The sequence below is a fragment of the Natrialba aegyptia DSM 13077 genome, assembly GCF_000337535.1.
GTDB lineage: Archaea > Halobacteriota > Halobacteria > Halobacteriales > Natrialbaceae > Natrialba > Natrialba aegyptia.
Window position 1 is genome coordinate 104,507 of record NZ_AOIP01000017.1, and the last position, 22,743, is coordinate 127,249.

General features: G+C 63.8%; 22 protein-coding genes and 1 pseudogene. 10 read left to right on the forward strand and 13 right to left on the reverse strand.

Features of this window, described 5'->3' with window-relative positions:
• Positions 1–5: 5 nt before the first annotated feature.
• Positions 6–680 (reverse strand): HAD family hydrolase, encoded by a 675-nt coding sequence (locus C480_RS08865; RefSeq protein ID WP_006665271.1) that lies wholly within the window; start codon positions 678–680, stop codon positions 6–8.
• 223 nt (positions 681–903) lie between these two features.
• A complete protein-coding gene (mdh, locus tag C480_RS08870; RefSeq protein ID WP_006665272.1) occupies positions 904–1,818 on the reverse strand; it encodes a malate dehydrogenase in 915 nt (304 codons plus the stop codon).
• Between the two features lie 90 nt (positions 1,819–1,908).
• On the opposite strand from mdh, the gene C480_RS08875 reads away from it, so the two are divergent.
• The 5 genes from C480_RS08875 (at position 1,909) to C480_RS08895 (ending at position 6,210) form a co-directional block, all read left to right on the forward strand.
• Positions 1,909–2,367: a TIGR00725 family protein gene (locus C480_RS08875; RefSeq protein WP_006665273.1), complete on the forward strand. Its 459-nt coding sequence runs from the start codon at positions 1,909–1,911 to the stop codon at positions 2,365–2,367.
• A gap of 104 nt (positions 2,368–2,471) precedes the next feature.
• Positions 2,472–2,909, forward strand: a complete 438-nt coding sequence (locus tag C480_RS08880; RefSeq protein WP_049903474.1) for a GNAT family N-acetyltransferase — start codon at positions 2,472–2,474, stop codon at positions 2,907–2,909.
• 164 nt (positions 2,910–3,073) lie between these two features.
• Positions 3,074–3,850 carry an Sjogren's syndrome/scleroderma autoantigen 1 family protein gene (locus tag C480_RS08885; protein WP_049903488.1) on the forward strand — a complete coding sequence of 259 codons (777 nt, stop codon included), beginning with the start codon at positions 3,074–3,076 and terminating at the stop codon, positions 3,848–3,850.
• Positions 3,851–4,021: 171 nt separating this feature from the next.
• Entirely contained in the window at positions 4,022–5,179 is a 1,158-nt protein-coding gene (locus C480_RS08890; RefSeq protein ID WP_006665276.1) for a multicopper oxidase domain-containing protein, read from the forward strand.
• A gap of 152 nt (positions 5,180–5,331) precedes the next feature.
• Positions 5,332–6,210 (forward strand): phosphatase PAP2 family protein, encoded by an 879-nt coding sequence (locus C480_RS08895; RefSeq protein WP_006665277.1) that lies wholly within the window; start codon positions 5,332–5,334, stop codon positions 6,208–6,210.
• A gap of 46 nt (positions 6,211–6,256) precedes the next feature.
• Here the strand turns inward: C480_RS08895 and C480_RS08900 are convergent, their stop codons facing one another.
• Positions 6,257–8,761, reverse strand: coding sequence for a DEAD/DEAH box helicase (locus C480_RS08900; RefSeq protein WP_006665278.1), 2,505 nt, complete (start codon positions 8,759–8,761; stop codon positions 6,257–6,259).
• Between the two features lie 176 nt (positions 8,762–8,937).
• On the opposite strand from C480_RS08900, the gene C480_RS24520 reads away from it, so the two are divergent.
• Positions 8,938–9,072 carry a hypothetical protein gene (locus C480_RS24520; protein WP_006665279.1) on the forward strand — a complete coding sequence of 45 codons (135 nt, stop codon included), beginning with the start codon at positions 8,938–8,940 and terminating at the stop codon, positions 9,070–9,072.
• Positions 9,073–9,136: 64 nt separating this feature from the next.
• Here C480_RS24520 and C480_RS08905 read toward each other — a convergent pair whose 3' ends face one another.
• From C480_RS08905 to C480_RS08920, 4 genes are all read right to left on the reverse strand, one after another.
• Positions 9,137–9,733, reverse strand: a complete 597-nt coding sequence (locus tag C480_RS08905) for a diacylglycerol/polyprenol kinase family protein (RefSeq protein ID WP_006665280.1) — start codon at positions 9,731–9,733, stop codon at positions 9,137–9,139.
• A gap of 102 nt (positions 9,734–9,835) precedes the next feature.
• Complete coding sequence (locus tag C480_RS08910; protein ID WP_006110876.1) at positions 9,836–10,069, reverse strand: DUF2061 domain-containing protein; 234 nt, start codon at positions 10,067–10,069, stop codon at positions 9,836–9,838.
• A gap of 184 nt (positions 10,070–10,253) precedes the next feature.
• Positions 10,254–12,101, reverse strand: a complete 1,848-nt coding sequence (gene glyS, locus C480_RS08915; protein ID WP_006665281.1) for a glycine--tRNA ligase — start codon at positions 12,099–12,101, stop codon at positions 10,254–10,256.
• Positions 12,094–12,945: a CBS domain-containing protein gene (locus tag C480_RS08920; protein WP_006665282.1), complete on the reverse strand. Its 852-nt coding sequence runs from the start codon at positions 12,943–12,945 to the stop codon at positions 12,094–12,096. The genes glyS and C480_RS08920 overlap by 8 nt, the downstream gene beginning before the upstream one ends.
• 327 nt (positions 12,946–13,272) lie before the next feature.
• On the opposite strand from C480_RS08920, the gene C480_RS23780 reads away from it, so the two are divergent.
• Positions 13,273–13,428 (forward strand): DUF7556 family protein, encoded by a 156-nt coding sequence (locus C480_RS23780; RefSeq protein WP_006665283.1) that lies wholly within the window; start codon positions 13,273–13,275, stop codon positions 13,426–13,428.
• A 136-nt stretch (positions 13,429–13,564) separates the two neighbouring features.
• On the forward strand, positions 13,565–14,074 hold the full coding sequence (locus C480_RS08925) for a hypothetical protein (protein ID WP_006665284.1): 510 nt from the start codon (positions 13,565–13,567) through the stop codon (positions 14,072–14,074).
• A 235-nt stretch (positions 14,075–14,309) separates the two neighbouring features.
• On the opposite strand, the gene C480_RS23785 is transcribed toward C480_RS08925, so the two are convergent.
• The 6 genes from C480_RS23785 to C480_RS08950 all read right to left on the reverse strand — a co-directional run bounded on the left by C480_RS23785 (position 14,310) and on the right by C480_RS08950 (position 21,103).
• A complete protein-coding gene (locus C480_RS23785; protein ID WP_006665285.1) occupies positions 14,310–14,468 on the reverse strand; it encodes a hypothetical protein in 159 nt (52 codons plus the stop codon).
• Positions 14,469–14,667: 199 nt separating this feature from the next.
• Positions 14,668–16,026, reverse strand: a complete 1,359-nt coding sequence (locus tag C480_RS08930; protein ID WP_006665286.1) for an ABC transporter ATP-binding protein — start codon at positions 16,024–16,026, stop codon at positions 14,668–14,670.
• A 31-nt stretch (positions 16,027–16,057) separates the two neighbouring features.
• Positions 16,058–17,266, reverse strand: a complete 1,209-nt coding sequence (locus tag C480_RS08935; RefSeq protein WP_006665287.1) for an ABC transporter ATP-binding protein — start codon at positions 17,264–17,266, stop codon at positions 16,058–16,060.
• Positions 17,267–17,329: 63 nt separating this feature from the next.
• Positions 17,330–18,328: an ABC transporter permease gene (locus tag C480_RS08940; RefSeq protein WP_006665288.1), complete on the reverse strand. Its 999-nt coding sequence runs from the start codon at positions 18,326–18,328 to the stop codon at positions 17,330–17,332.
• A gap of 63 nt (positions 18,329–18,391) precedes the next feature.
• Positions 18,392–19,390 carry an ABC transporter permease gene (locus C480_RS08945; RefSeq protein WP_006110885.1) on the reverse strand — a complete coding sequence of 333 codons (999 nt, stop codon included), beginning with the start codon at positions 19,388–19,390 and terminating at the stop codon, positions 18,392–18,394.
• Between the two features lie 96 nt (positions 19,391–19,486).
• Positions 19,487–21,103 (reverse strand): ABC transporter substrate-binding protein, encoded by a 1,617-nt coding sequence (locus C480_RS08950; RefSeq protein ID WP_006665289.1) that lies wholly within the window; start codon positions 21,101–21,103, stop codon positions 19,487–19,489.
• Positions 21,104–21,710: 607 nt separating this feature from the next.
• Between C480_RS08950 and C480_RS08955 the strand changes: the two genes are divergently transcribed.
• Positions 21,711–22,130 (forward strand): PPC domain-containing DNA-binding protein, encoded by a 420-nt coding sequence (locus C480_RS08955; RefSeq protein ID WP_006665290.1) that lies wholly within the window; start codon positions 21,711–21,713, stop codon positions 22,128–22,130.
• A 1-nt stretch (position 22,131) separates the two neighbouring features.
• Positions 22,132–22,743 (forward strand): annotated as a pseudogene (locus tag C480_RS08960) (DNA polymerase II large subunit); the annotation flags it as partial.

A 22,743-nucleotide genomic window follows, 5' to 3' on the forward strand; every position in this document is an offset into this window, starting at 1 on the left:
TCGTCTCAGCTACAGACCCGTGCCACCACATCGTGCAGATCCTCCACTTCGTAGGTCGGAGACGTTTCGAACGTAACGTCACGACAGTGCGCTCGGCGAACGAACACCGAGTCGAGTCCGGCGCGCTCGGCCGCGACGATATCGCTCTCGCTGTCGCCGACGTAAAGCGCCGACTCCGCCTCGAGATCGGCCAGCGCCCGCTCTAGGTAGTGCGTGTTCGGTTTCTTCAACCGGAGACTTTCGACCGTCATCTCGCGCCCGTAGTGGGTCTCGAAGAGCGCCCCGAGTTCGAAAAACGTCAGGATGAACTCGATCGTGCTGTGGTGGTTGTTGCTCACGACGCCGCAGTCGACCGGGAGGTCGGCAATCGAGGTGATATCGTCGTAGCACCCTCGCGTGCCGTCTCTGAACGCGTCGAGTTGGAACGCTTCGTCGTGGCGCTCGCGCGCCTCCCAGAACGTCTCGGCGTCGAGATCGTACGCGGTGCAAATCTCGTCCAGCACGGCGGGCGTGACGCCGCTGACGATGGCGTCGACGTGCTGCCGGCTGGGATCGTCGACGCCGACCGCTCGAAACGCGGCCCGTGCCGCCTCGGATTGGGTATCGGCCGACGGGGGTTCGACGAGGACGCCGTCGTTGTCGAAGAGAACGGCGTCGTATGTGGGTTCCGGTACTGTCACACGATCTTACTGGTCGGAATCCGCGTTGATCCTTTCGGTTAGGATCCGGTACACCCGACTGGAGACGAACTCGACGAAAACGTGCGTGAGATGGTTGGAACCCGAACGGATTCCGGGCCCGTATCTGCGCCTATATCTGGGTCCGTATCTGCGTCGCGATCCAGGTCCGGATCGACGTCCGAATCCATCCCTGCATCTGCCGGATCGGCGTAGCGTCTCCGGTTCAGGCGATCTTCTCGTACTGCTCCGAGAGCTTCTCCGCCGCCTCGCCGAGTTCGTTGCGCTCGAACTCGGTCAGCTCCCACTCGACGATCTCCTCGACGCCGTTCGATCCCAGCTTCGCGGGCACGCCGAAGGCCGTCTCTTCGTGGCCGAACTCGCCCTCGAGTTTCACGCTCGCCGGAAGTACCTCGCCCGTATCGCGGAGGATCGCCTCGACCATGTGGCCGACGCCGGTCGCCGGGCCCCACTCCGTCGCGCCCTTCTTCTCGATGACGTTCATCGCCGAAGTCTGGAGTTCCTCCAAGAGTTCGTTCTTCTCGTCGTCGCTGAACTCGTGGTCCTGGCCGTCGACGCGGACCTTCGAGAAGACGGGGACCTGCGCGTCGCCGTGCTCGCCGAGGATGGTCGCCTCGACGTTCTGGACAGGGGCGTCGTAACGCTGGGAGATCACGTAGCGGAATCGGGCGGAGTCAAGGCGGCCGCCGAAGCCGATCACCTTCTCTCGGGCGCGCTCGCCCGTCTCGTAGAGGTGGCGGTTCAGCAGGTCGACGGGGTTCGACGTGGTGACGGTGATGAAGTCGTCGTTGTACTCCGCCACGGAGGAGCCGATATCCTCCATGATCGGCGCGTTGTCGCCCGCGAGGTCGATCCGGGTCTGGCCGGGCTGGCGCGGGATGCCGGCCGTGATGACGACGACGTCCGACCCCTCGGTGTCGGCGTAGTCGCCCTGCCGAATCGTCGTGTTCGAGTCGTAGGCGATGCCGTGGTTCGCGTCGGCGGCCTGACCGATCGTGTCGTCTTCCTTGTCCGGGATGTCGACGAACACGAGTTCGTCCGCAACGTCCCGGAGCGCGATGTTGTACCCTGCAGCGGCCCCGACGGTGCCGGCCGCACCGATCACGCTAACTTTCGTCATACCATCTCGTGGTGCGCTTGTATACACGTTAAATCCGTCGAAACCGGTGCTTCTATAGCCGCCAGTCTCCCAGTGGTGGGCAGTTTACACATGCGCGTGAGCGTCATCGGCGGCGGCACGATCACGGACGAGGAGGTCGAAACCGCGGCGGCGGTCGGCCGCGAACTCGGTGCCAGAGGGCACACGGTCGTCTGCGGGGGCCGCGGCGGGACGATGGAGGCGGTCTGTCGCGGGGCCGCTGCGGAGCGTGGGACGACCATCGGGATTCTGCCGGGGGCTGACCGGAGTCTGGCCAACGAGTTCGTCGACGTGGTGATCGCGACCGGGCTCGGACACGCGCGAAACGCGCTGGTGCCGTTGAACGGCGATGCGGTTATCGCGTTGTCGGGCGGCGTCGGCACGCTGTCGGAGATCGGCTTTGCGGGCATTTACGACCGGCCGATCGTGGGCCTCGATACGCACGACGTTGCGGGAGTCGAAATCGAGACGGTCGAGACGCCCGCGGCTGCGGTCGATGCCGTGGAAGCGGCGGTCGACGGGGAGCCGTAGGCGATCGGCGCGAGTCGTAGCTGGTGGTCGTCGACCGGCGGCCGGCAACCGGTGAGCGGCGGACAACCGGTACCGATTTTATCACTCTCCGCGTCCGGTGTGCTATGTCCGACCCGAACTCGGAAGCCCGAGCGGACGCCTACGCGATCCGCGAGGCGGTACCCGATCCCGAAACGTTCGCCGCGCTGCGCGAGGCCGCCGGCTTACCCTCCCGGTCGCGAGAGGGTATCGAACGCGGCCTGCCGAACTCCGTCTTCGGCGTCACCGTCGTCCACGAGCCGACCGGCGACCCGGTGGGCATGGGACGGATCGTCGGCGACGGTGGCACCGTCTTCCAGATCACCGATATCGCCGTCCACCCCGACCACCAGGGACAGGGCCTCGGCACGCGCATTATGCGCCGACTCGACGACTATCTGGAGGCGCAAGCACCGCCGCGAGCGTACGTCAATTTGGTCGCCGACGTCGACGGATTCTACGAGGCGTTCGGCTTCGAGGACACGCGCCCGCACTCGAAGGCCATGTATCGCCGCACCGAGTAACTGCTCCGTCTCCCACTTGGCACGAGATACCACTTAGCACGAGTTCAGTATACGTGCCGGCCCACGGGTCTGCCGGCCCGCTGGCCCGCTCCTGCCTCTCGCCCTCGCCCCTGCGCCCGTCCTCGTTCGCAGCTTTTTCGAGCGTTGACCGCGTTATGGTGGATATGAGCGACTTCGACAAGGAAGCCGAGCGCGAGAAACTTCGTGAGAAGTACGAACGCGACAAGGCCGAACGGGAGGCCACCCAGCGCATGAGCGATCTGCTACTCAAGGGTGCCACGATGACGAACTCTCACTGTGGCACCTGCGGCGACCCGCTCTTCCAGCAGGACGGCACCACGTTCTGCCCCAGTTGCCACGGCAACCCTGACGCCGTCCAGGGAACTGAACTCGAAGCCGAACCGGCGGACGGTGCGGCAACCGAACGCGCTGCCGGCGAGGACCCGGCGGCCGACCGGAACGGCGAATCGGATGAGCGGGACGCTGCTGGCGAACCCGACGCCGATGACAGCGCTCGACGGAACCGGATGCGAACGCACGGTTCCGAACGTCCCCGGGAGCAACTTGACCCCGATCGAGGCGCTGACGTTTCCGATCGCGCCGAGCCAACCGACGAGCCAACCACCGAGACGGTCGAGCCGACACAGCCGCGACAACCCGCCACGGCGGCTCCATCGCATCAGCCATCGACGCCGGACCGGCGCTCGAGTTCACGCGTCGACGCCGCCGGGTCTGACGCGCCCGCCGGCACCGGCACCGGTACTGGTACACCCCGCCGCTCGACCGACGGTGACAGCGAACTCGAGGCGGCCAGGGAGTCGCTTCGGCGGGCACTCGAGAAGTTCGCGGGGGAGGCTGCGGCGACGGACGACCCGCGCTACGCGACGGCGTGTCTGGAAGCGGCCCGAGAGGCGAGCGAGACGTTGTCGACGCTTCGCTGATCGCGGTCCGGTTTCCACGGCGGTTCTCGATGGGTAGCTGCTTCTCTTGTCGGTCGTCCAGCGGGGATTTCTCAGACATCATAAGCGTACCGGCGAACGTATTCGAGCAATTCTTTCCCTGTAAGAACCGTCGAGCGCCATTATTCACCGTCGATTCCAACGCTGACATGTATGACCGATCGCATTGGTGCTCCGGGGTTCGACATGTCGCGGCGCGAACTGGTCGCTGCAACGGGTGGGATGACGGCGCTGGCCGGCTGTATGAGTCGGCTTGGCGAGTCCGAGACGCCATCGTCCGAGGAGTCACAGCCGGCTGCGGAAACTGGGGATGACGAGGAGTCGTCGCTTCCGTGGACGAGTTCACCCGAGGTCGTGCAGGTGGACGAACGGGGCGGGAGCGTGACGCTGCGGTCGGTGACGGCCCGCCACGCGGTCCATCCGCTCGATTCGATGGGCGGGCCGGTCGAGTTGCCGCAGGTCTGGGCGTTTCAGGCCGACGAGGGCGAACCGAGCGTTCCGGGGCCGATCCTTCGGACGACGGAGGGTAACGATATCGAAGTGACGTTGGACAACACGGGGAACGTCCATCCACACACGCTACACTTCCACGGCGTGAGCAAGACCTGGGAGAACGACGGGGTACCGACGACGACGGGGATTCAGGTCGGTCCCGACGAGAAACACACGTACACGATTCCGGCGAACGTCCCGGGGACGCACCTGTATCATTGCCACTACCAGACCCACCACCACATCGACATGGGAATGTACGGCATCTTCCGGGTCGATCCGAAGGGGTACGAACCGGCTGACAAAGAGTACTTCTTCACCGTCAAGGACTGGGATTCGCGGCTCAATCGGCAGTTCGCCGGCGAGGACGTCGACTACAGTCCGCGCAATCGCAACCCGGATGTCTTCACGATCAACGGGAAGAGCCTTCCACGGACGCTCCATCCCGAAGCCGGATCACCCATCATCGTCGACCATGGCGATACCGTCCGGTTGCATATCGTCAACGCGGGGTACATGTCCCACCCGATGCACACGCACAACCACCGGTTCCGACTCGTCGAGAAGGACGGCGGCCAGGTCCCGAAGGCCGCCCAGTACGACCACGATGTCACGAACATCGCGCCCGCAGAGCGCCACACGATCGAGTTCACCGCCGACGCCGATCCCGGCATCTACCTCCTGCACTGTCACAAGGTCAATCACGCGATGAACGGCCGGGTCTACCCCGGTGGAATGGTGACGGGGATCGTCTACCGTGATGCGATGGACACCGACGTTTTCGCGGACCTGATGGAGTATGCCGGCTACGAGGGCTAACCCCGGGCCCGAACTGGGTAGTCGCTCGTCCTCGATTCGACGCCACTCGCGGCCTGCCGAACGGGCCGGTCGCTTGGATTTCCCTGATATATCCATGCACACTTATCCGAAAGTATCTTTAACTGAATCGATGAATATGATTGGTACGACACATGGCGCTTATCTCGATGGCGGTTTTGACCGCTCTCACCGTTCTCACTGGGCTGTCGATAACGTGCCTGCTCTGTCTCGAACCCCGACAGATTCGTCGGACGGCCAGTGAGTTCGGGCCCAGACTCCGAACCGTCGCCCCCTATCTCGGCGCTGCAGCGCTGTTCTTTGTAACCAAACGGGCGACCCACGAGTACAGCGTCGAACTATCCCACGCGCTCGACTGGGACATCACCGCTGAACTCTACGCCATCGAAGGCGAGTTCGTCGCGGATCTTCAGCACGCCGTCCCCGGGGCTACCCTGGAGTTCTTCTCGGTGATGTACATGTTCGGATTCCCGTTTCTCGTCGTGACGGCACCGATCCTCTATTTCCTGTTACCGTCCCAGCGACACCTCAAGGAACTCCTCATCGCGTACCTCCTCAACTACTTCCTCGGTGCGATCTGTTATACGCTGTTCATCGCGTACGGGCCGCGGAATCACCTGTCGACGGTCGACGGCCTGATGTATGACTTCTACCCGTCCACGCAGGATCTCACGGGGGCCGTTTCGGCGAACACCGACGTGTTCCCGTCGCTGCACACGTCGCTGGCGGTCGTCGTCCTCGTGTTCGCCTGGCGATCACGCCGAGAGTATCCGCGGTGGTTCCCGATTGCGGCGTTCGTGACCGCCGGTGTCGTTTTCTCGACGATGTATCTCGGCATTCACTGGCTGCTCGACGTCGTGGCGGGTGCCGCACTCGGCGTCGGAAGCATCTACGCGGCCGAACGATTCGTCGACCGCGCGGAAGGCGATGCCGAGCGCGGTCAGGGCCGAGAACAGGACTCCGTTCCCGACTCCGATGAGGAGGACGGCATCACGTCCGACGTGAGCGACTGACCGCTCTCGACCCACAACGTCTCGAACAATACTCACCGACGGGCCATCAGCCGCTGTACTCGCTGCCGATAACCTCTCGAATCCGCTCGGCCGTCACCGTCCCGACGCCGTCGGCCGCCTGTAACTCCTCTTCGCTGGCGATCATCACGGCTTCGACGGTGCCGAACTCGTCGAGCAGCGACCGGGCCGTAACCGGGCCGATTTCGGCGATCGAGGCGACGACGTACTCCTGTTGTTCGCCGAGCGTCTTGGACTGTTTCTCGCCGTGAACCGATACCTCGCGGTCCGTGAGGTCCTGCTCCCGGCTCGCGATCACCGCGAGCAGTTCGGTCGTCTCGTCCTCGCCTTCGGTGCGAAGCACGCTCGCACCGAAGTCCACGGCGAGACTCGAGAGTGCTCCCCGTACGGCGTTCGGGTGAATGTCACGCTGATCGTACAGCCCGTCACCTTCGACGACGACGATGGGTCGGGAGTAATGGCGAGCCATCGCGCCCACCTGCTCGAAGACCGATCGGTCGCCCCCGACGAGCGAATCGACGAAGTCGGCGACGGACTTCCGTTCGACGACGACGCGATCCGAGCAGACGTAGTCGCCCACGTCGAGGGTTTCGAGTCGAACCTCGATTTCCTCACGGCGCGAGAGTTCGCGGGCGATGTTGGCGTCCATCTCGCGCTGGTCGGCGACGATTTCGACGGCGTCGCCCTCGGCCGCGGGTTCGTGGGTTTCGACTGCCGGTGCGGCGTCTCCATCGTCGCCGTCTTCGTCAGGTTCGAACTCTCGGAGACCGGGCCGTTCCGAACCCCCCTCGCTTCCACTGGAACCATCGCCGCCTGCACCGGGTTTTCCGCCGCTAGCGTTTACTTTCGCTCCGCTGTCATCTGTCGTCGTGTGGCTCTCGTCATCGCCGCCGAAATCCGCGAGCGACTGCTGGGACTCGTCGAGTTCGTCCTCGATGTCGTCGGTCATCCCCTTCAGCTCGCGCAGTTCCGATTCCATCTCCTTCTCGCGCCGGCGGGAGATCCAGAAGTAGGCCTCGTCGCGGGTGTCTTCGGCCATGAGCACGACGACGCGGCCCTCGGACTGGCGACCCGTCCGGCCCTTGCGCTGGATGGACCGAATCGCCGTGGGAACGGGTTCGTAAAACAGGACGAGGTCGACCTCGGGCACGTCTAAGCCCTCCTCGGCGACTGACGTCGAGACGAGCACCTCGAACTCGCCCGCGCGGAACTCGTCTAAGACTTCCTGTTGTTGTTTCTGGGTCATCCCGTCCGAACCCTCGCGGTCGCCCTGGCCGACGAACCGTTTGGCGTCACAGCTCTCTGCGAGAAACTCCGTCAGCGCCTCGGCCGTGTCGCGCGATTCGGTGAACACGATCACGCGCTCGCCGTCCTCGATCCCGAGCGTTTCCGCGAGTAGCATCCGGGTCTTTCGGTATTTGGGGTGTAACTCGCTGAAACTCTCGGCCTTCCGCATGGCTTCGCGAACGCGCGGGTCCGAGACCATCCGCTGGCTGGCCTTCGACGCCCCCGACGAGCGGGCCTGGTTGCGCTGGCGGTCGAAGTACCGCCGCAGCGCCTCGACGCTCTGGGTTTCGACGAGCGTGACGGCCTGGCGGAGCTTCATCACCTCCGCGTGGATCGACATCCCCTCGAACCCCTCCGACTGGTCGTTGTTGATCAACTGCTGCAACTCGGCGCGCATTTTGTTCAGATCCTTCTGGGACTGATCCGGTTGCGTCGACTTCGCAACCCCCAACTCTTTCAGCTTCTCGAGGCGGTCTTTGATCACCTCGTTTAGGGCGTCCCGAATCTCGAGTACGTCATCGGGCAAGTCGATCCGTTCCCACTCGACCTCGGTGTCGTGGGTGAACTCGTCGACGTCGGCGTCCTCCTCGGTCATCACCTCGACCTCCTGCAGCCCGAGGTTCTCACAGACCTCGAGGATGGCCTCCTCGTCGCCGCCGGGTGAGGCCGACATGCCGGTGACGAGCGGGTCGCGGGCGTCTTCGTGATAGCGCTCGGCGATGTAGTTGTAGGCGTAGTCGCCGGTCGCGCGGTGGCACTCGTCGAACGTCAGGTGGGTCACGTCGGAAAGCGAGATGCGGCCCCCGACGAGGTCGTTCTCGATCACCTGCGGGGTGGCCATCACGACCGTGGCGTCCGCCCACAGTTCGGCGCGGTCGTCCGGGCTCACGTCGCCCGTGAAGACGACGATCTCCTCGTTTTCAGAACGCTCTGCGTTCTGATCGCTCGACGAGTTCCGCTCGTCGGTGTCCGAGATCTGGAGCGCCTCGCGGTAGAAGTCGGCGTGTTGCTGGACGAGGGGTTTCGTCGGTGCGAGCATCAGTGCGGTGCCGCCGACCTCCTCGAGCCGGCGCGCCGTCACGAGCAGGCTCACGGTGGTCTTTCCCAGCCCGGTCGGAAGGCAGACGAGCGTGTGGTCGTTCGCGGCCGTTCCGGCGAGTTTCAACTGGTAGAGGCGGCGCTCGAGAAAATTCGGTTCGAGCAAGGGGTGCTCGATCGACGGCGTCTCCTCGTCCTGTGCTGCCATTGGCGGCCGATTCGATGCGGTTGCGGTTAAGGATTGAGAAAGCGGGGTGGAAGTAAACGCATCATCTGAATCGACCGTTCTCAGGAGACTATCCCGCTGAACGATAACCTCCGTACACGGCTTGAGGCCGAACGCCGCCACCCTTTTTGTCCCAGCGCGCCGTAGTCTCCTCCGCAATGTGTCACTGCTTCGCATCCGTCGACGACCTGACCGCCGAGGAACGGGCGGCCGTCCGCGACGAGCACAGCCTCGATGAACTGCGCGCGGCGTACTCCGAAACTGAACTCGACGAACTCGGCGTCGCGGTCTAAGCACGTCAACGCGTACCGAAAACAGCGTGTTGTGCCGTTCCCACGGAGAGCCGGTACTCAGCCGTCAAACGAACGTGACGACCAGCCACGCGAGCACGCCCGCGTAGATCGGAATCGTCAGATTGTCGTCGACGATGTAGTCACCGAACTGCACCGTCACGCCGTCCGCGACCGTCGCCCCGAGCGCCGCCGCGACCACGGCCAGCGGCGTCTCGTAGAGAAACGGCGTCGCGATGATCGCGCTGACGAGGAACATCGTTCCCAGTACCTTCGGTCCCTTGACCCGCTTTAGCGTGTCGTCCGAAACGGTTCCGCTGATCGGGTCGCCGAGCGAGAGCATCAACATCGCCGGGAGGGCAATCGCCTGCTGGAAGAGACAGACGACGACCGTCATGCTGAGCATGTAATACCCGTATCCGGCGAACTGTTCTTGCTCGTACTCGCGAGTCAACGTCTCGTAGAGGCGCTGGTAGACCCACCACTCGAGTTCGAGATGCAATCGCGTGAACTCGAGGAAGATCGTACCGAGGGCGAGGACCACCATCAGGATGCGAAAGCGCGTCCAGGAGAGGCCGAGGTCGAGCGCGTTCGCGAGCAGATAGAGGGCGACCAATCCGGAGCCGCTGGCGTGGACGAGCCGTCGCTTCAATTCGTCGGCCATCACGTCACTCCTCGAAGGTGGTGACCTTCAGTGCGTCGGTTACGTCTGCTGCAGGTGGTTCTTTGACACGTGGGTCGCCCGCTGTCCGCCGATTCGCTGCTCTCAGGTCGTCACGCCCCAGCTAATATGGGCCCACGTTCGCTCGTAGATATAATACGTGCCGGTTTTCACGAGGTTCGTTACGAGTCCGATATTCAGTGCCGCACCGACATCGCCGACGACCGCCCAGGCAACGGTGACGGTGATCAGAAGCATGACCAACCGATAACAGAGCGTCTTGACGAGCGCCCGTTTCTGGGCCTGTATTGCGGGCCGGGAGAGGACGTTCCAGTGCATACGCCCGGTTCGTCGGCCACCCAATAAGTAACGACGATCGGGTACATATTTGCTCGATTGTAACTGGTATTGGTTTCGGGTACGATTCGGATCGACCGGCATCCGTACGGCTCGCTTTGACTGTGATGGACACGAAGAATGCAGCGCGAACGCGGCCGTCACACAGCGAGTTCAGACGGATTCGTTAGCTCTCGTTCTCGCCGTCAAGTTCCTCGAATGCGAGGTCGCCAGCGCGAAGGTCCGCCATGATCTCCGGCAGTTCCGAAACGGGAAGGCGCTTCTGGGCCGTCGTGTCCCGTTCGCGGACGGTGACGGTCGTCGCCTCGGCTCGCGGGGAATCCCCGCTCGCAGTATCCGAGGCGCGTTGCGCCTCGCGCTCTTCGAGGGTTTCGTAGTCGACGGTGACGCAGAAGGGCGTGCCGACCTCGTCCTGGCGGCGGTAGCGCCGACCGATGTTGCCCGAGTCGTCGTAGGTTACCGACAGGCCGGCGTCGCGGAGGTCGGCGACGATGTCGTTCGCGGTCGCCTCGAGTTCGTCGTCGTTCTGCAGCGGGAAGACGCCGACGAAGGTGGGTGCGACCTCGGGATCCAGTTCGAGGTAGGTGCGGTCCTCGCCGTCGACTTCGTCCTCGCGGTAGGCGTGGTGGAGGACGGTGTAGACGAGGCGGTCGACGCCGAAGGAGGGTTCGATGACGTGCGGGATGATGTGCTCGCCGGCCTCGGTCTGTTCTTCGACCGCGAAGCCGGTCTTCTCGGTCGGGAGTTCGTGGCTTTCGCCGTCGAGTTCGATCGTGACGTTGTCGCCCTCGAACGCGGCCCGGTCGCGTTCCGCGAGGGTTTCGAGTTCGGAGACGACGGCCTGGGCGTCGCCGCCGAACTCCGGGCCCAGGTAGCTCATGTCGGGGTCGACGGTCGCGCGCTCGACGGTCTTGGGTTCGTCGTACTGCCGGAAGACGGTAAAGCGATCCTCCGAGTGGGCGGCGTGTTTCGAGAGGTCGTAGTCGCCGCGGTCGGAGAAGCCGGCGAGTTCGATCCAGTTGCCGTCGAGTTCGCCCTCAGCGTCCCAGCAGTCGCTCGCGTAGTGGGCGCGCTCGCCCGCGAGGTGCTGGCGGAACCGGAAGCGGTCCATATCGACGCCGACGGCGTCGTACCACCGCTTTGCGACGCCGAGGAAGTACGCGACCCACGGACTCGCGATGACGCCCTCCGCGACGGCGTCGCCGATGGTCGTCCGAATCTCCTCGCCGTCCTCGACGTTCTGCTCGCTGGCCGGATAGAGGCGCACCTCGACATCGGCGACCGCCGAGAGGTCGGGTTCGTCGGTTTCGGGGTCGATGAAGAACTCGAGTTCGGCCTGGGTGAACTCGCGGGTGCGGATGATGGATCGGCGGGGACTGATCTCGTTGCGGTAGGCCCGACCGATCTGGGTGACGCCAAACGGCAGTTGATTGCGCGCGTACTCTTTGAGCCGCGGGAACTCGACGAAGATGCCTTGAGCGGTTTCGGGGCGCAGGTAGCCGGGTTGGGAGTCGCCGGGGCCGATGTTCGTCGCGAACATGAGGTTGAACGTCTCGACGGCCTGGCCCGCGAGGCCGGCACCGCAGTTCGGACAGACGAGTTCGTACTCGGCGATGACCTCCTCGACCTCGGGGATGGGGAGGCTCTCGGCGTCCTCGTACTCGGTGTTGTCCTCGACGATGTGGTCCGCGCGGTGGCTCTCGCCGCACTCGGCGCACTCGACGAGCATGTCGTCGAAGCCGTCGAGGTGGCCCGAGGCCTCGAAGACCGGTTCGGGCATGATCGTCGGGGCGTCGATCTCCATGTTGCCCTCGGCGACGGCGAAACGGTCGCGCCAGGCGTCCTCGACGTTGCCCTTCAGGGCCGCGCCCTGCGGGCCGAACGTGTAGAAGCCGCCGACGCCGCCGTAGGCACCCGAGGACTGGAAGAAGTAGCCCCGGCGCTTTGCGAGTTCGACGAGTTTCTCGCCGATCGAGTCGTCCGTCTCCGCTGATTCAGTCTGTTGCTCACTCATACAGGGCCTCCAGAAGATCGACGTCGCAGACGATGCCGACGAGTTGTTCGCCCGACACCATCGGGATCTGTTCGATGTCGTTGCTGATCATCTGCTGGGCGGCGTTCTGGATCGACTTCTCCGTCGCGACCGTCACCACGTCGTCGCTCATGAACTCGCGGACCGGTTCGGCGGGGATTTCGATGTCCCGCGTCGGGAGGTAGCGGCTGCCGACGGCCTTGATGCCCTCCCAGGACCATTCGGAGTCTTGGTCCGGGAAGTTGTTGCCCGTTTCCTCCTCGCCCTCGACGATGCGGGCGACTTCGATGATGTCGACTTCGGTGAGGACGCCGCTCATCCGACCGTCGTCGTTTAGCGCGACGGTGTAGGGGACGTTCGCGTAGGACAGTTCGCGTTCGGCGACCGGCAGCGGCGTGCCCTCGTAGGTCGTGTTGACGTTGTCGCTGGCGTAGTTGCCGACGGTATCGTCGGTTTTCTGATCGCCGGCCGCGATGGCGTGGATCACGTCCGTCACCGTAACGATGCCCTCGAACTCGCCGTCGACGACCGGGACGCGGCGCGCGCCTTCTTCGACCATCGTACGGGCGACCTCCTCCAGCGTGGTCTCGCGCGTCGTCGTCGGCACGTCGTCCATCAGCATGACGAGTTGGTCCTCGTCGGGCTGTTCGATCAGCGTATCCCGCGAGACCAGTCCGCGGTATTCCGGACCGTTATCGGTCGGTTTGACGACCGGAACTGACGAGAACGACTGTTCTTGCAGGTACTCGAGGACGTCCGAACGGGTGCCTGGCAGGTCGACGGTCACCACGTCCTCACGAGGCGTCATCGCATCGGCTACGTTCATGTCCCCACTGTAGGGCGAAAATGAGTATAAACCCAGTGTTTCCTGTGCCTGCACTCGATGCCCAACCGTTGGCCCGCCCACGCGCCGGTTCAGGGGTCCGATTCGACGGCCTTATATGTCCAAGGGTGGGATGTTCTACCATGGTGTTGATACTGCCGGACAAAACTATTCACACGTCGATCGCACTCAAACGGTCGTCGCCACAAGCGACGCTCCGTGAGACACGATCGAGTGTTCACNCACACGTCGATCGCACTCAAACGGTCGTCGCCACAAGCGACGCTCCGTGAGACACGATCGAGTGTTCACTGACTTTCGTCCGGCAGTATGAATCCCCACACCACGACGGCAGACGAGACGGTCGTCGGCTCGATCGATTCGACCGATTCGAGCGACGAGTTCGTCATTGCGGACATCTCTGCAGACGACGCGTGGCTTTCGATGCGAGCGGAGGAGGCAATGACACTTCCGGCCTGGCGATAGGGGGATTCGACCTGTACCGGTGGGGGCCGGTCAGGTGGGACGTTCGATTGCGGCTCTTTTCCGACGGAACGCCGGCCTTCTACCAGCGCGTGAACGAGACGTAGCGTTTAGTACATCGCCGTTGAGTCGGTAGTCGATGGCTGGCCGCCAGCGGACAGACCGCCGACCCGATACCGTAAGGACCGACGCCGGAGCGGACCGCAACGCGCGCTATACCCTTACCTCGCTGCTCGCGGCGCTCGTTCCCGTCAGCCTCGCCCGTCGTGCGATCTCCGTGACGGTTACGACCGACCGCGATGTCTACGACCGCGGCGACCCCGTCGAGTTCACCGTGACGTTTCGGAACCGGCTGCCGGTCGCCGTCGCCGTTCCGACGCCGCACCAGCGCCGCTGGGGGTGGACCGTCGCCGGCGAACTCGAGGCCAGCGACGAGCGGCGATACATGCGGTCACGGCCGTCGGCGTTTCGATTCGACCGCGGTGAGCGAAAACAGATTACGGTCACTTGGAACGGCCGTTTCGAACGGACCACGGATCGTCACGAGTTCGTCGTGCCGGACCCGGGCGAGTACGAGATTCGGGCGTTCGTCGCGACGCGCGAGGGCCGGTATCAGCCCAGCGACACGGCGAGCATCCGGATTCGGTAGGTGAGGTGGGCGAAGCGGACAAGATGGGCAAGATGGGCAAAATGGGCAAAATGGGCAAGATGAGTGAGATCGATGAGATGGATGAGAGAGGCGAATCGCCGAACGGACCGTGCGCCGTTTGAGCGGCTGAAATCGACCGAGAGAACCGGCAGCGGACGCGACAGGAGGGCAACGTGAGTGGCGTGCGGTATCGCGGCCCGGTACCGACGGCCGACGGTTCGTCTTCGTCCGTCGCTTATCCCGTGAGGAAGCCGCCGGGCGGGATGCGCGTCGTCGGCCGCCCGTCCTCGTCGGGGTCGTCGTCGCTGCCGAACTCGGGGGAGTGTTCGATCGTTCGTCGAGCCTTTGCGACCGTGCGGTTGCACGCAGCCACTGTAGCGAGAATCTTACTCATACACGAGTTACTAGTGGTGTCGACCACATAAGTATTTATGATATGAAAGATTGTGTGGTTACTCACCGACGACTCGATCGAAGCAAAATCTGAAACTCCACTTTTATCGCGCTATTCTGCCGTATACTCGTGGACAGTATTTACTACCTATCGAGTAACTCTCACTATAAGTTGTATTTGTAATGTGGTACTTCAGCACTCACCGGTGGAGGTGACACGCCGCAAAGTGCGTCCCGGAACCGTGTTCGGACTCGACTTCGTAGGCTGGCCGCTCTCTCGCACAGATGCTCTGCTCGGCGAACGCCTCGAGCAAGCGGTCGGTCGCTTGCTCCCAGTCGACGGTCGGCCCGTCACGCTCGGTGCCCGCTTCGTCCGTCGCCGCTTTCGCTTGCCCGCTCGTCTGCATCCCCGCTTTACGATCCGTCGCGATGAACTCGATCGCTTCCTCGACGATCCGTCCCGGTTCGCCCTGCGGGAGCGTGCCGCCGAAGAACTCCGCGCGAATCTCGGCGGCCGGCATCGGTTCGAACGTCCGTCGTTTGACCGCCCGCATGAACGACCGTGTCCGCTCCCACTCCTCGCCGTCCCACTCGTAGGCTTCGGGGGCGATCAGGCGCGGACACCGCGTGCGGAACCGACAACCCGAGGGCGGATCGACCGGACTCGGGACCTCGCCCTCGAGCACCCCGCGCGCGCCGGTCTCCCGCGGGTCGGGAACCGGGATCGAGTCGAGTAACGCCTTCGTGTACGGGTGTTGGGGATTCTCGAAGAGTTCTTCTTTCTCGGCGAGTTCGACGATGTTCCCGAGGTACATCACGGCGACGCGGTCGGAGATGTGGCGGATCACCGAGAGGTCGTGGGCGATGAAGAGGTAGGTGAGGCCGAACTCGTCCTGGAGCCGTTCCATGGTGTTCAACACCTGCGCCTGAATGGACACGTCGAGCGCGGAGACGGGTTCGTCACAGACGATGAAGTCCGGATTGACCGACAGCGCGCGGGCCAGGTTGACCCGCTGGCGCTGGCCGCCCGAGAACGCGTGGGGATAGCGGTTGTAGTGGTGCGGGTCCAGCCCGGCCTTCTCCAGCAGGTCTTTCGCCCGGGCCTCGCGGCCTTCGTCGTCGAGCATTCCGTGGGCGCGCATCGGCTCCTCGATGATCTGGCCAACCGTCAGCCGCGGATCGAGCGAGGCCTGCGGGTCCTGAAAGATCATCTGGATTTCCGAGCGCTTAGTGCGCAGATTCTCTCCACTGAGCGTCGCCAGATCCTCGCCTTTGAACGAAATCGTCCCCGCGGTCGGCTCGAGCAATCGCAGAATCGTCCGCCCCAGCGTACTCTTGCCACAGCCCGACTCGCCGACGAGCCCGAGCGTTTCGCCGCGCCGAATGTCGAAACTCACGTCGTCGACGGCCTTGACCCGTTCCTCGCCGACGCTGATCGGCGGAAACTGGTTCGTATCGAGAGAGATTCCCGGCAACAGCCCGCCGCTCTGTGAGAAGTACTTCTTCAGCCCCTCGACCTCGATCAGCGCCTCGCCGTACGGGACCGTCTCACCCGTCATTTCGGATCCCAGTCGGCCGTCGGGTGAACTCCTACTCACGGTCGTCACCTCCCCGTCGCCAGTCGGTTTTGCTTGTACTCCCATTCCCACTCTGACTCCGACTCTCGACCCCACTCCCTTCGCTTTCGCCGCCGTCAGTCGCACTCGCAGCAGTCTCCTGTGCACGCCCCTCGAGCGGGACGCTCTCCTCGTACTCGTCGCCGAACACGTCGTGTTTGATGCAGGCCGCTCGATGCGGTTGCCCGTCGGCCCTGGCGACCTCCCTGTTTTCGGGATGGATCCGCTTGCACGCCTCCCGCGCGTCCGGACAGCGCGGGTGGAATCGACAGCCTGCGGGCGGGTTGATCGCCTCCGGCATCACCCCCCTGATCGGATCGAGTTCAGCGACGGTCCGGTCGGGTCGGGGCATCGAGTTCAGAAGCGCCTCGGTGTAGGGGTGTTTGGTGTCGTAGAACAGTTCGTCGACCGGCGCTTGCTCGACGATTTCGCCGAGGTACATCACGTTCACCCGGTCGCAGATCTCGGCGACGACGCCCATGTCGTGGGTGACCCAGATGAAACTCGTCCCGTACTTCGCCTGGAGGTCGTCGACGAGGTCGATGATCTGGCCCTCGACCGTCACGTCGAGCGCCGTCGTCGGCTCGTCCGCGATGATGAGGTTCGGCTCGCAGGCGAGCGCCATGGCGATGAGCACGCGCTGGCGCATCCCGCCGGAGAACTGGTGAGGGTACTCTTCGTAGCGCTCCGCCGGATCGGGAATGCCGACCTCGCGGAGCATGTCGACCGCCTCCCGGCGCGCCTCGTCGCTCGACAGGTCGCGGTTGAGTTCGATGAACTCGCGCAGTTGGCTGCCGACGGTGAAGACGGGGTTGAGCGATTCCATCGGATCCTGGAAGATGACGGCGATCTCGTTGCCCCGGATCCGGGTCCGAACCTCCTCGTTCGTCAGCATGTCCTCGCGCTCGCGGAGGTCGCCGTCGGGGCCCTCCTCGAGTCCGAAGATGGTTTCTCCCTTGTACGTAATTTCGCCGTCGACGATCTGTCCGGGGGAGTCGACGAGCCGGAGGAGGCTCATCGAGGCGACGCTCTTGCCGGCTCCGCTCTCGCCGACGAGGCCGACGATCTCGCCCTCGTAGACCTCGAACGAGATGCCGTCGACGGCGCGGACGGTGCCGGCGTCGGTGAAGAACTGCGTCTTGAGGTTCTCGACGCGAAGGAGTGGGTCTGAACGTGAACTCATCGGTGGTGTGGGATCGTTGTGGGGGTCGGGGGTGGAGTCTGGATGGCGGTCATGGTCTGTCTCTCAGTCGTTGATTCGCGGATCGAGCGCGTCTTGCAGGCCGTCGCCGAACAGGTTGAATCCCATAATCGTCACCAGGATCGCGAGGCCGGGCCAGATCGAGAGCCAGACGTTCGAGTGCATGTAGCCGTGGGAGGTGTTGAGCATCTGGCCCCAGTCGGGCGTCGGCGGTTGCGCCCCGTAGCCGAGAAAGGAGAGGCCGGCGACGATGAGGATCGTGACGCCGATCTGGAGCGTCGCGTAGACGAGGACGGGCGCGAAGCTGTTCGGGATCACGTGCCTGCGGATGATGTTGCGGTTCTTGACGCCGGAGGCCTTCGCGGCCTCGATGTAGTCCATCTCGCGGACGGACAGCACTTCGCTGCGGATGATCCGGGCGAAGACGGGGATGAACGTGATTCCGACGCCGAGGATGGCGTAGGTGATGTCCGGGCTGCCGCCGCTGACGAACACCGTGAAGACGATGATGAGGATCAGCGGCGGAATCGCGTACACCGTTTCGACCATCCGCATGAGCGCGTCGTCGACGCGGCCGCCGTAGAATCCCGAAACTGCGCCGATGATCGTCCCGCCGACGAAGCCGATCAGCGTCGAGACGATGCCGACGCTGACGGAGACCTGTGCGCCGTAGACGATCCTGGTGAAGTAGTCGCGACCGCTCGGGTCGGTTCCGAGCGGATTGCTCAGCGATCCGTCGGCGTGAAACGCCGGCGGCATGTTCTCCTCGCCCTCGCCCGGCGGCGGTATTCGCTCGGGATGGTCGAAGATGGGGAGCGTCTCCGCGAACGTAAAGTCGGAGAAGGCACCGAACGTGAGCTGTGAGAGGTTGCTGTCGATGAACGTGTACGTCGAGACGAGCAGGACGAGCGCCACGACGTACAGCCCCCACCGCGCGGTCGTGTCCTCCATCACCTTCGAGAACGTGTAGCGCCAGCCGTATTCGGCCTCGACGTCCTCGGACGGCCCGTGGCTCTCGTCCGTCTGTGCTTCGCCGAGTGCCATGCTTAGGTTCCTCCCTGGTTGTGGTCGAATCTCCGGTCAGTCTCCTCGCCGTTCCATGCCATCTCAGTCGTGTTCTCCGTAGGTGACGCGGGGATCGATGTACGCGTAGGAGATGTCCGTGATAATGACGCCGACGACGAACATCGTCCCGATCACGATCGTGATCCCCATGATCAGTTGGTAGTCGAGGCTCTGGATCGCTTCCAGGAACAGCCGCCCGATGCCGTTGATGTTGAAGACGTACTCCGTGAGCACGGCACCGCCCAGCGCCGTCGAGAGATTGAGCCCGATGATCGTGATAATCGGGAGCTGAGCAACCTGGAAGGCGTGCTTCCGAAGGATCGTTCGCTCCGGAACGCCGTACGCTCGCGCGAGTTTGACGTACTCTCCCTGCAGCGACTCGATCATCTGCGTCCGCTCGACGCGCATCAGCGTCGCCATCTGAAGCGTGCCGAGTGCGATCATCGGCAACAGCAGATGTCGTATCGTCTGATACGCCAATTCGGGATAGCCGCTGTAGCCGTACTGGTCGGGACTGCGCCACGGATATACCAACCCGCTCGAGGGCAGCCAGCCGAGCTGGATCGCGAAGATCAGGATCAGCACGATGCCGATCCAGAACGAGGGCGTGCTCACGCCGATCAGCGCGACGATCCGGGAGACGTGATCCGTCGGCTCGTTTCGCCGCGTCGCCGCGATGATCCCGAGCGGAATCGCGGTCGCGAGGGCGAACGCGTACGCCGACAGAACCAACATGAGCGTCGGTCCGGCCCGCTGGGCGAGTAGCGCCGTGACGGGCCGATCCCGGTGGATACTGTGGCCGAGATCGCCCTGCAGAACGTTGCCCATGTACGTCAGATACCGCTCGTGCAGCGGCCTGTGGAGGCCGTACTGGCGTTCGATACGCGCGATAACCTCCTGATTGACCTCCTGGCCCTGCAACATGAGTCGCACCGGATCACCCGGGGCCAGATTCGCGAGGATAAACGTGATTACGGTGATCCCGATCAACACGGGAATCGCCTGTACCACGCGACCTGCCGTATAGCGAAGGAGTCCCATTTGTCGTGTCGTGTTTCAGATTTCGGTTGAGGGCCTCGATTTCGGAGGCCGGCTCGATTCTCGCGACCCGCGAGTTCGCGCTCGTCGCCGAGCGCGTCAGTTGTCGGTCCAGACGTTTCCGTACTCGGAGACGACGCGCGGGTTCTGCTGGACCATCGGGTGTGCGTGCAGATCCTTGACGTAATCGCGCGAGGCCATGGTGTTGTGGAACGAGTACGCCGGCAGCGACGGCAGTTCCTCGAGGATCTCGACCATGACGCCCTCGTAGAGGGCGTAGCGTTCCTCCTGATCGGCGAGTTCGCGCGCCTCGGCGATGTCGTCGTGGAAGGAGTCGCTTCCCTCGTAGAAGTGCGCCTGATTGATGCCCGTCTGGCTCTCGTGGTAGAGGTTGTACAGGTACGCGTCGGGGTCCGGGCCGCCGGTCCAGCCGAGGAGGTACGCCTGGAAGTCGTCCGGGCTGGGTTCCTCGTTGTAGACGGTCCGGTCGAGCAGCGTCCCGAAGTCGAGCGTTTCGGCTTGCGCGCCGTCGTACCCGATCTCGTTGAGTCGCGTGACGATCCGCTCCGCCAGGTCGCCGCGGTGGTCTCCCGGCGCGACGATCGTCGGACTCCAGTCGTCGTCGACCGCGCCGTTGAGCAACTCCTCGGCCTGATCCGGATCGTACCCCGGATAGTACTCCTCCTGCCAGTCGTCGAGCGGGAAGTCCCACTGCTCGTTGGTGATCGGCGGGATCGGCGCGGACAACGGCTGTGCCACGTTCGGCAGCCGCGACTCGACGAAGTCCGTCATCGAGAACGTGTGACAGATTCCCCGCCGCACGTCGGGGTCGCTCGTCGGTGCGTCGTCGCGACAGTTAAAGGTCAGATGCATGTACGACGGGCTCTCGCTGATGTGGACGCGAATGCCGTCGTCGTCCTCGAGTTCGCTCCAGTCGTCGTTCGGCACGTCGGCGATCGCGTCGGTGTCGCCGGCCCGGATCTCGCCGATTCGGCTCGCCGCGTCGACGTTGTCGACGAACGTGATCTCCTGGAGATACGGCTGTGGCTCGTCCCAGTAGTTTTCGTTGCGTTCTAACGTGACGTACTCGTTGAACTCGAAGTCGCTAAAGACGAACGGGCCCGAACCGACCGGGTTCGTGTTGAACTCTTCGCGGTCGGATTCGCTTTCGCGTTCGCTTTCGGGGACGACCGAGATCGCCATCGTCTGGAGTTCCCACGGCCCGTACGGGTAGGCGAGGTCGACCTGCACCTGGTAGTCGTCGATGACCTCCGCGGAGTCGACCATCTCGTACTGGGCCAGGTTGACGCTGTCTTCTTCCTGGAAGGCCATGAACGAGTGGGCCACGTCGCTGGCGGTGAGTTCCTCGCCGTTGTGGAACTCGATGCCCTCGTTGATCTCGTAGAGATAGCGCGTGCCGTCGCGCTCGACGTCGGGCATGTCCGTGGCGACTTTCGGCTCGAGTCCGAGTCCGTCGTCCCACTCGTAGAGGCCGTCGAACACCAGATTCGAGACCTGGACGCTGTAGGCGTCGTTGGAGTGGATCGGATCGAAGTCCTCGTCTCGCTCCAGTTCCTGGGTATATTCGATCGTACTCTGGCGTGCGGCTTCCTCGTCGTCCGGTTCTTCCCGCTCGTAATCATAATCCGACGGATCGATGAGTTCGTCTCCGTCGTCGTCATCGCCATCCCCCCCGATGCACCCTGCGAGTGCCACCGCTGATGCCGCCGTTCCCGATGCGAGAACCCGGCGCCGGGTGACATATGGTGACTTCCGTACCATCCTCTCGAGATACTCTGTCATCGACTCTTTGTTATCCTCTCCCAAACCGGACGAATAACGACGATACTCTCGATCCACCTGCCGTAATGGGCTTTTACACGTCTTTTAGTGCGCTCTGATAACCAGTATTGTCGAGCGTCGGATGAATGTGGACATCTCCGCCGCTCCGGCGGACGGTTGTCCATTCGACCCGCGTTCATATGTTGGATAGAAGTCAATACGAAGTTAGTCGCGAATCCGCGGCCGTTGCGCAAACCGTCGATTTGCGATGCCCAGCAGAACGCATGCGTTCTGCGGATGTCTCCACCGGCGACGGCCCCAGCGGAGCGACCACTCTTCACGTCGTTCTGTCCGACAGTATCAGCTATGGCGATCGTTTTACAGCGGGTCCACCGACCGGGCGAACCGCCCGACACAGAGCGCCGAGACGGACGGTACAGGCCAGGACCATCCGACAGACGGCACCGCTTCGTACGGCGGACTACCGGTTCAGTTAGCAGGAACAGTGATCTTTTTCCATCGGCACATACAGTATCGCCGTATGAACTACCGAGCCGTCGACACCGCAGCCGAGTACGTCGCGCGCCTCGACACCGGCGCGGACTGGCGCGCCGAAATCGAGGCCCTCGCGGACGACGTCGAGGCCGACGCCGCCTGGTTTACCGCCCTCGGTGCCGTCCAGGACGCCGAACTCTGGTTCTACGACCAGGACGAGTGCGAGTACTATCCGATCGAGTTCGACGAGCCCCTCGAAGTCGCGAGCTGCGTCGGTAACGTCTCTCTGCTCGAGGGTGAGCGCTTCGCCCACACCCACGCCGTCCTCTCCGATCCCGACGGCACCACCTACGCCGGCCACCTGAACGAAGCCACCGTCTGGGCCGGCGAGGTCCACCTGCGCGTCTTCGAGGACGAACTCGTCCGCGAGTACGACGACACTACCGAACTCGACCTCTGGCTCTGAAATGCGCGCGGAAGACGAACAGTACTTCGACCGACTCGAATCCCAGCTCGACGAGGCGTTCGACGTCGCCGAACGCGCCAAGCAACGCGGCGGCGATCCCGAACCCGAAGTCGAAATCCCGACCGCCAGAGACATGGCCGACCGCGTCGAGAACATCCTCGGCATCGACGGCGTCGCAGACCGCGTTCGCGAACTCGAAGGCGAGATGAGTCGCGAGGAAGCCGCACTCGAACTCGCGGAGGACTTCGCGGAGGGTCGCGTCGGCGACTACGAGACGAAAGCCGGCAAGATCGAGGGGGCGGTCCGGACGGCGGTTGCCCTGTTGACCGAGGGTGTCGTCGCGGCTCCGATCGAGGGCATCGATCGGGTCGAAATACTGCCGAACGACGACGGCACCGAGTTCGTCAACGTCTACTACGCCGGGCCGATCCGCTCGGCTGGCGGGACGGCACAGGCGCTTTCGGTGCTCGTCGCCGACTATACGCGCGCGCTCGTCGGCATCGACCAGTACGATACTCGCGAGGAGGAAGTCGAACGGTACGCCGAGGAGATCGCCCTCTACCACAAGGAGACCGGTCTGCAGTACTGTCCGAAGGCTGTCTCTTATACACAT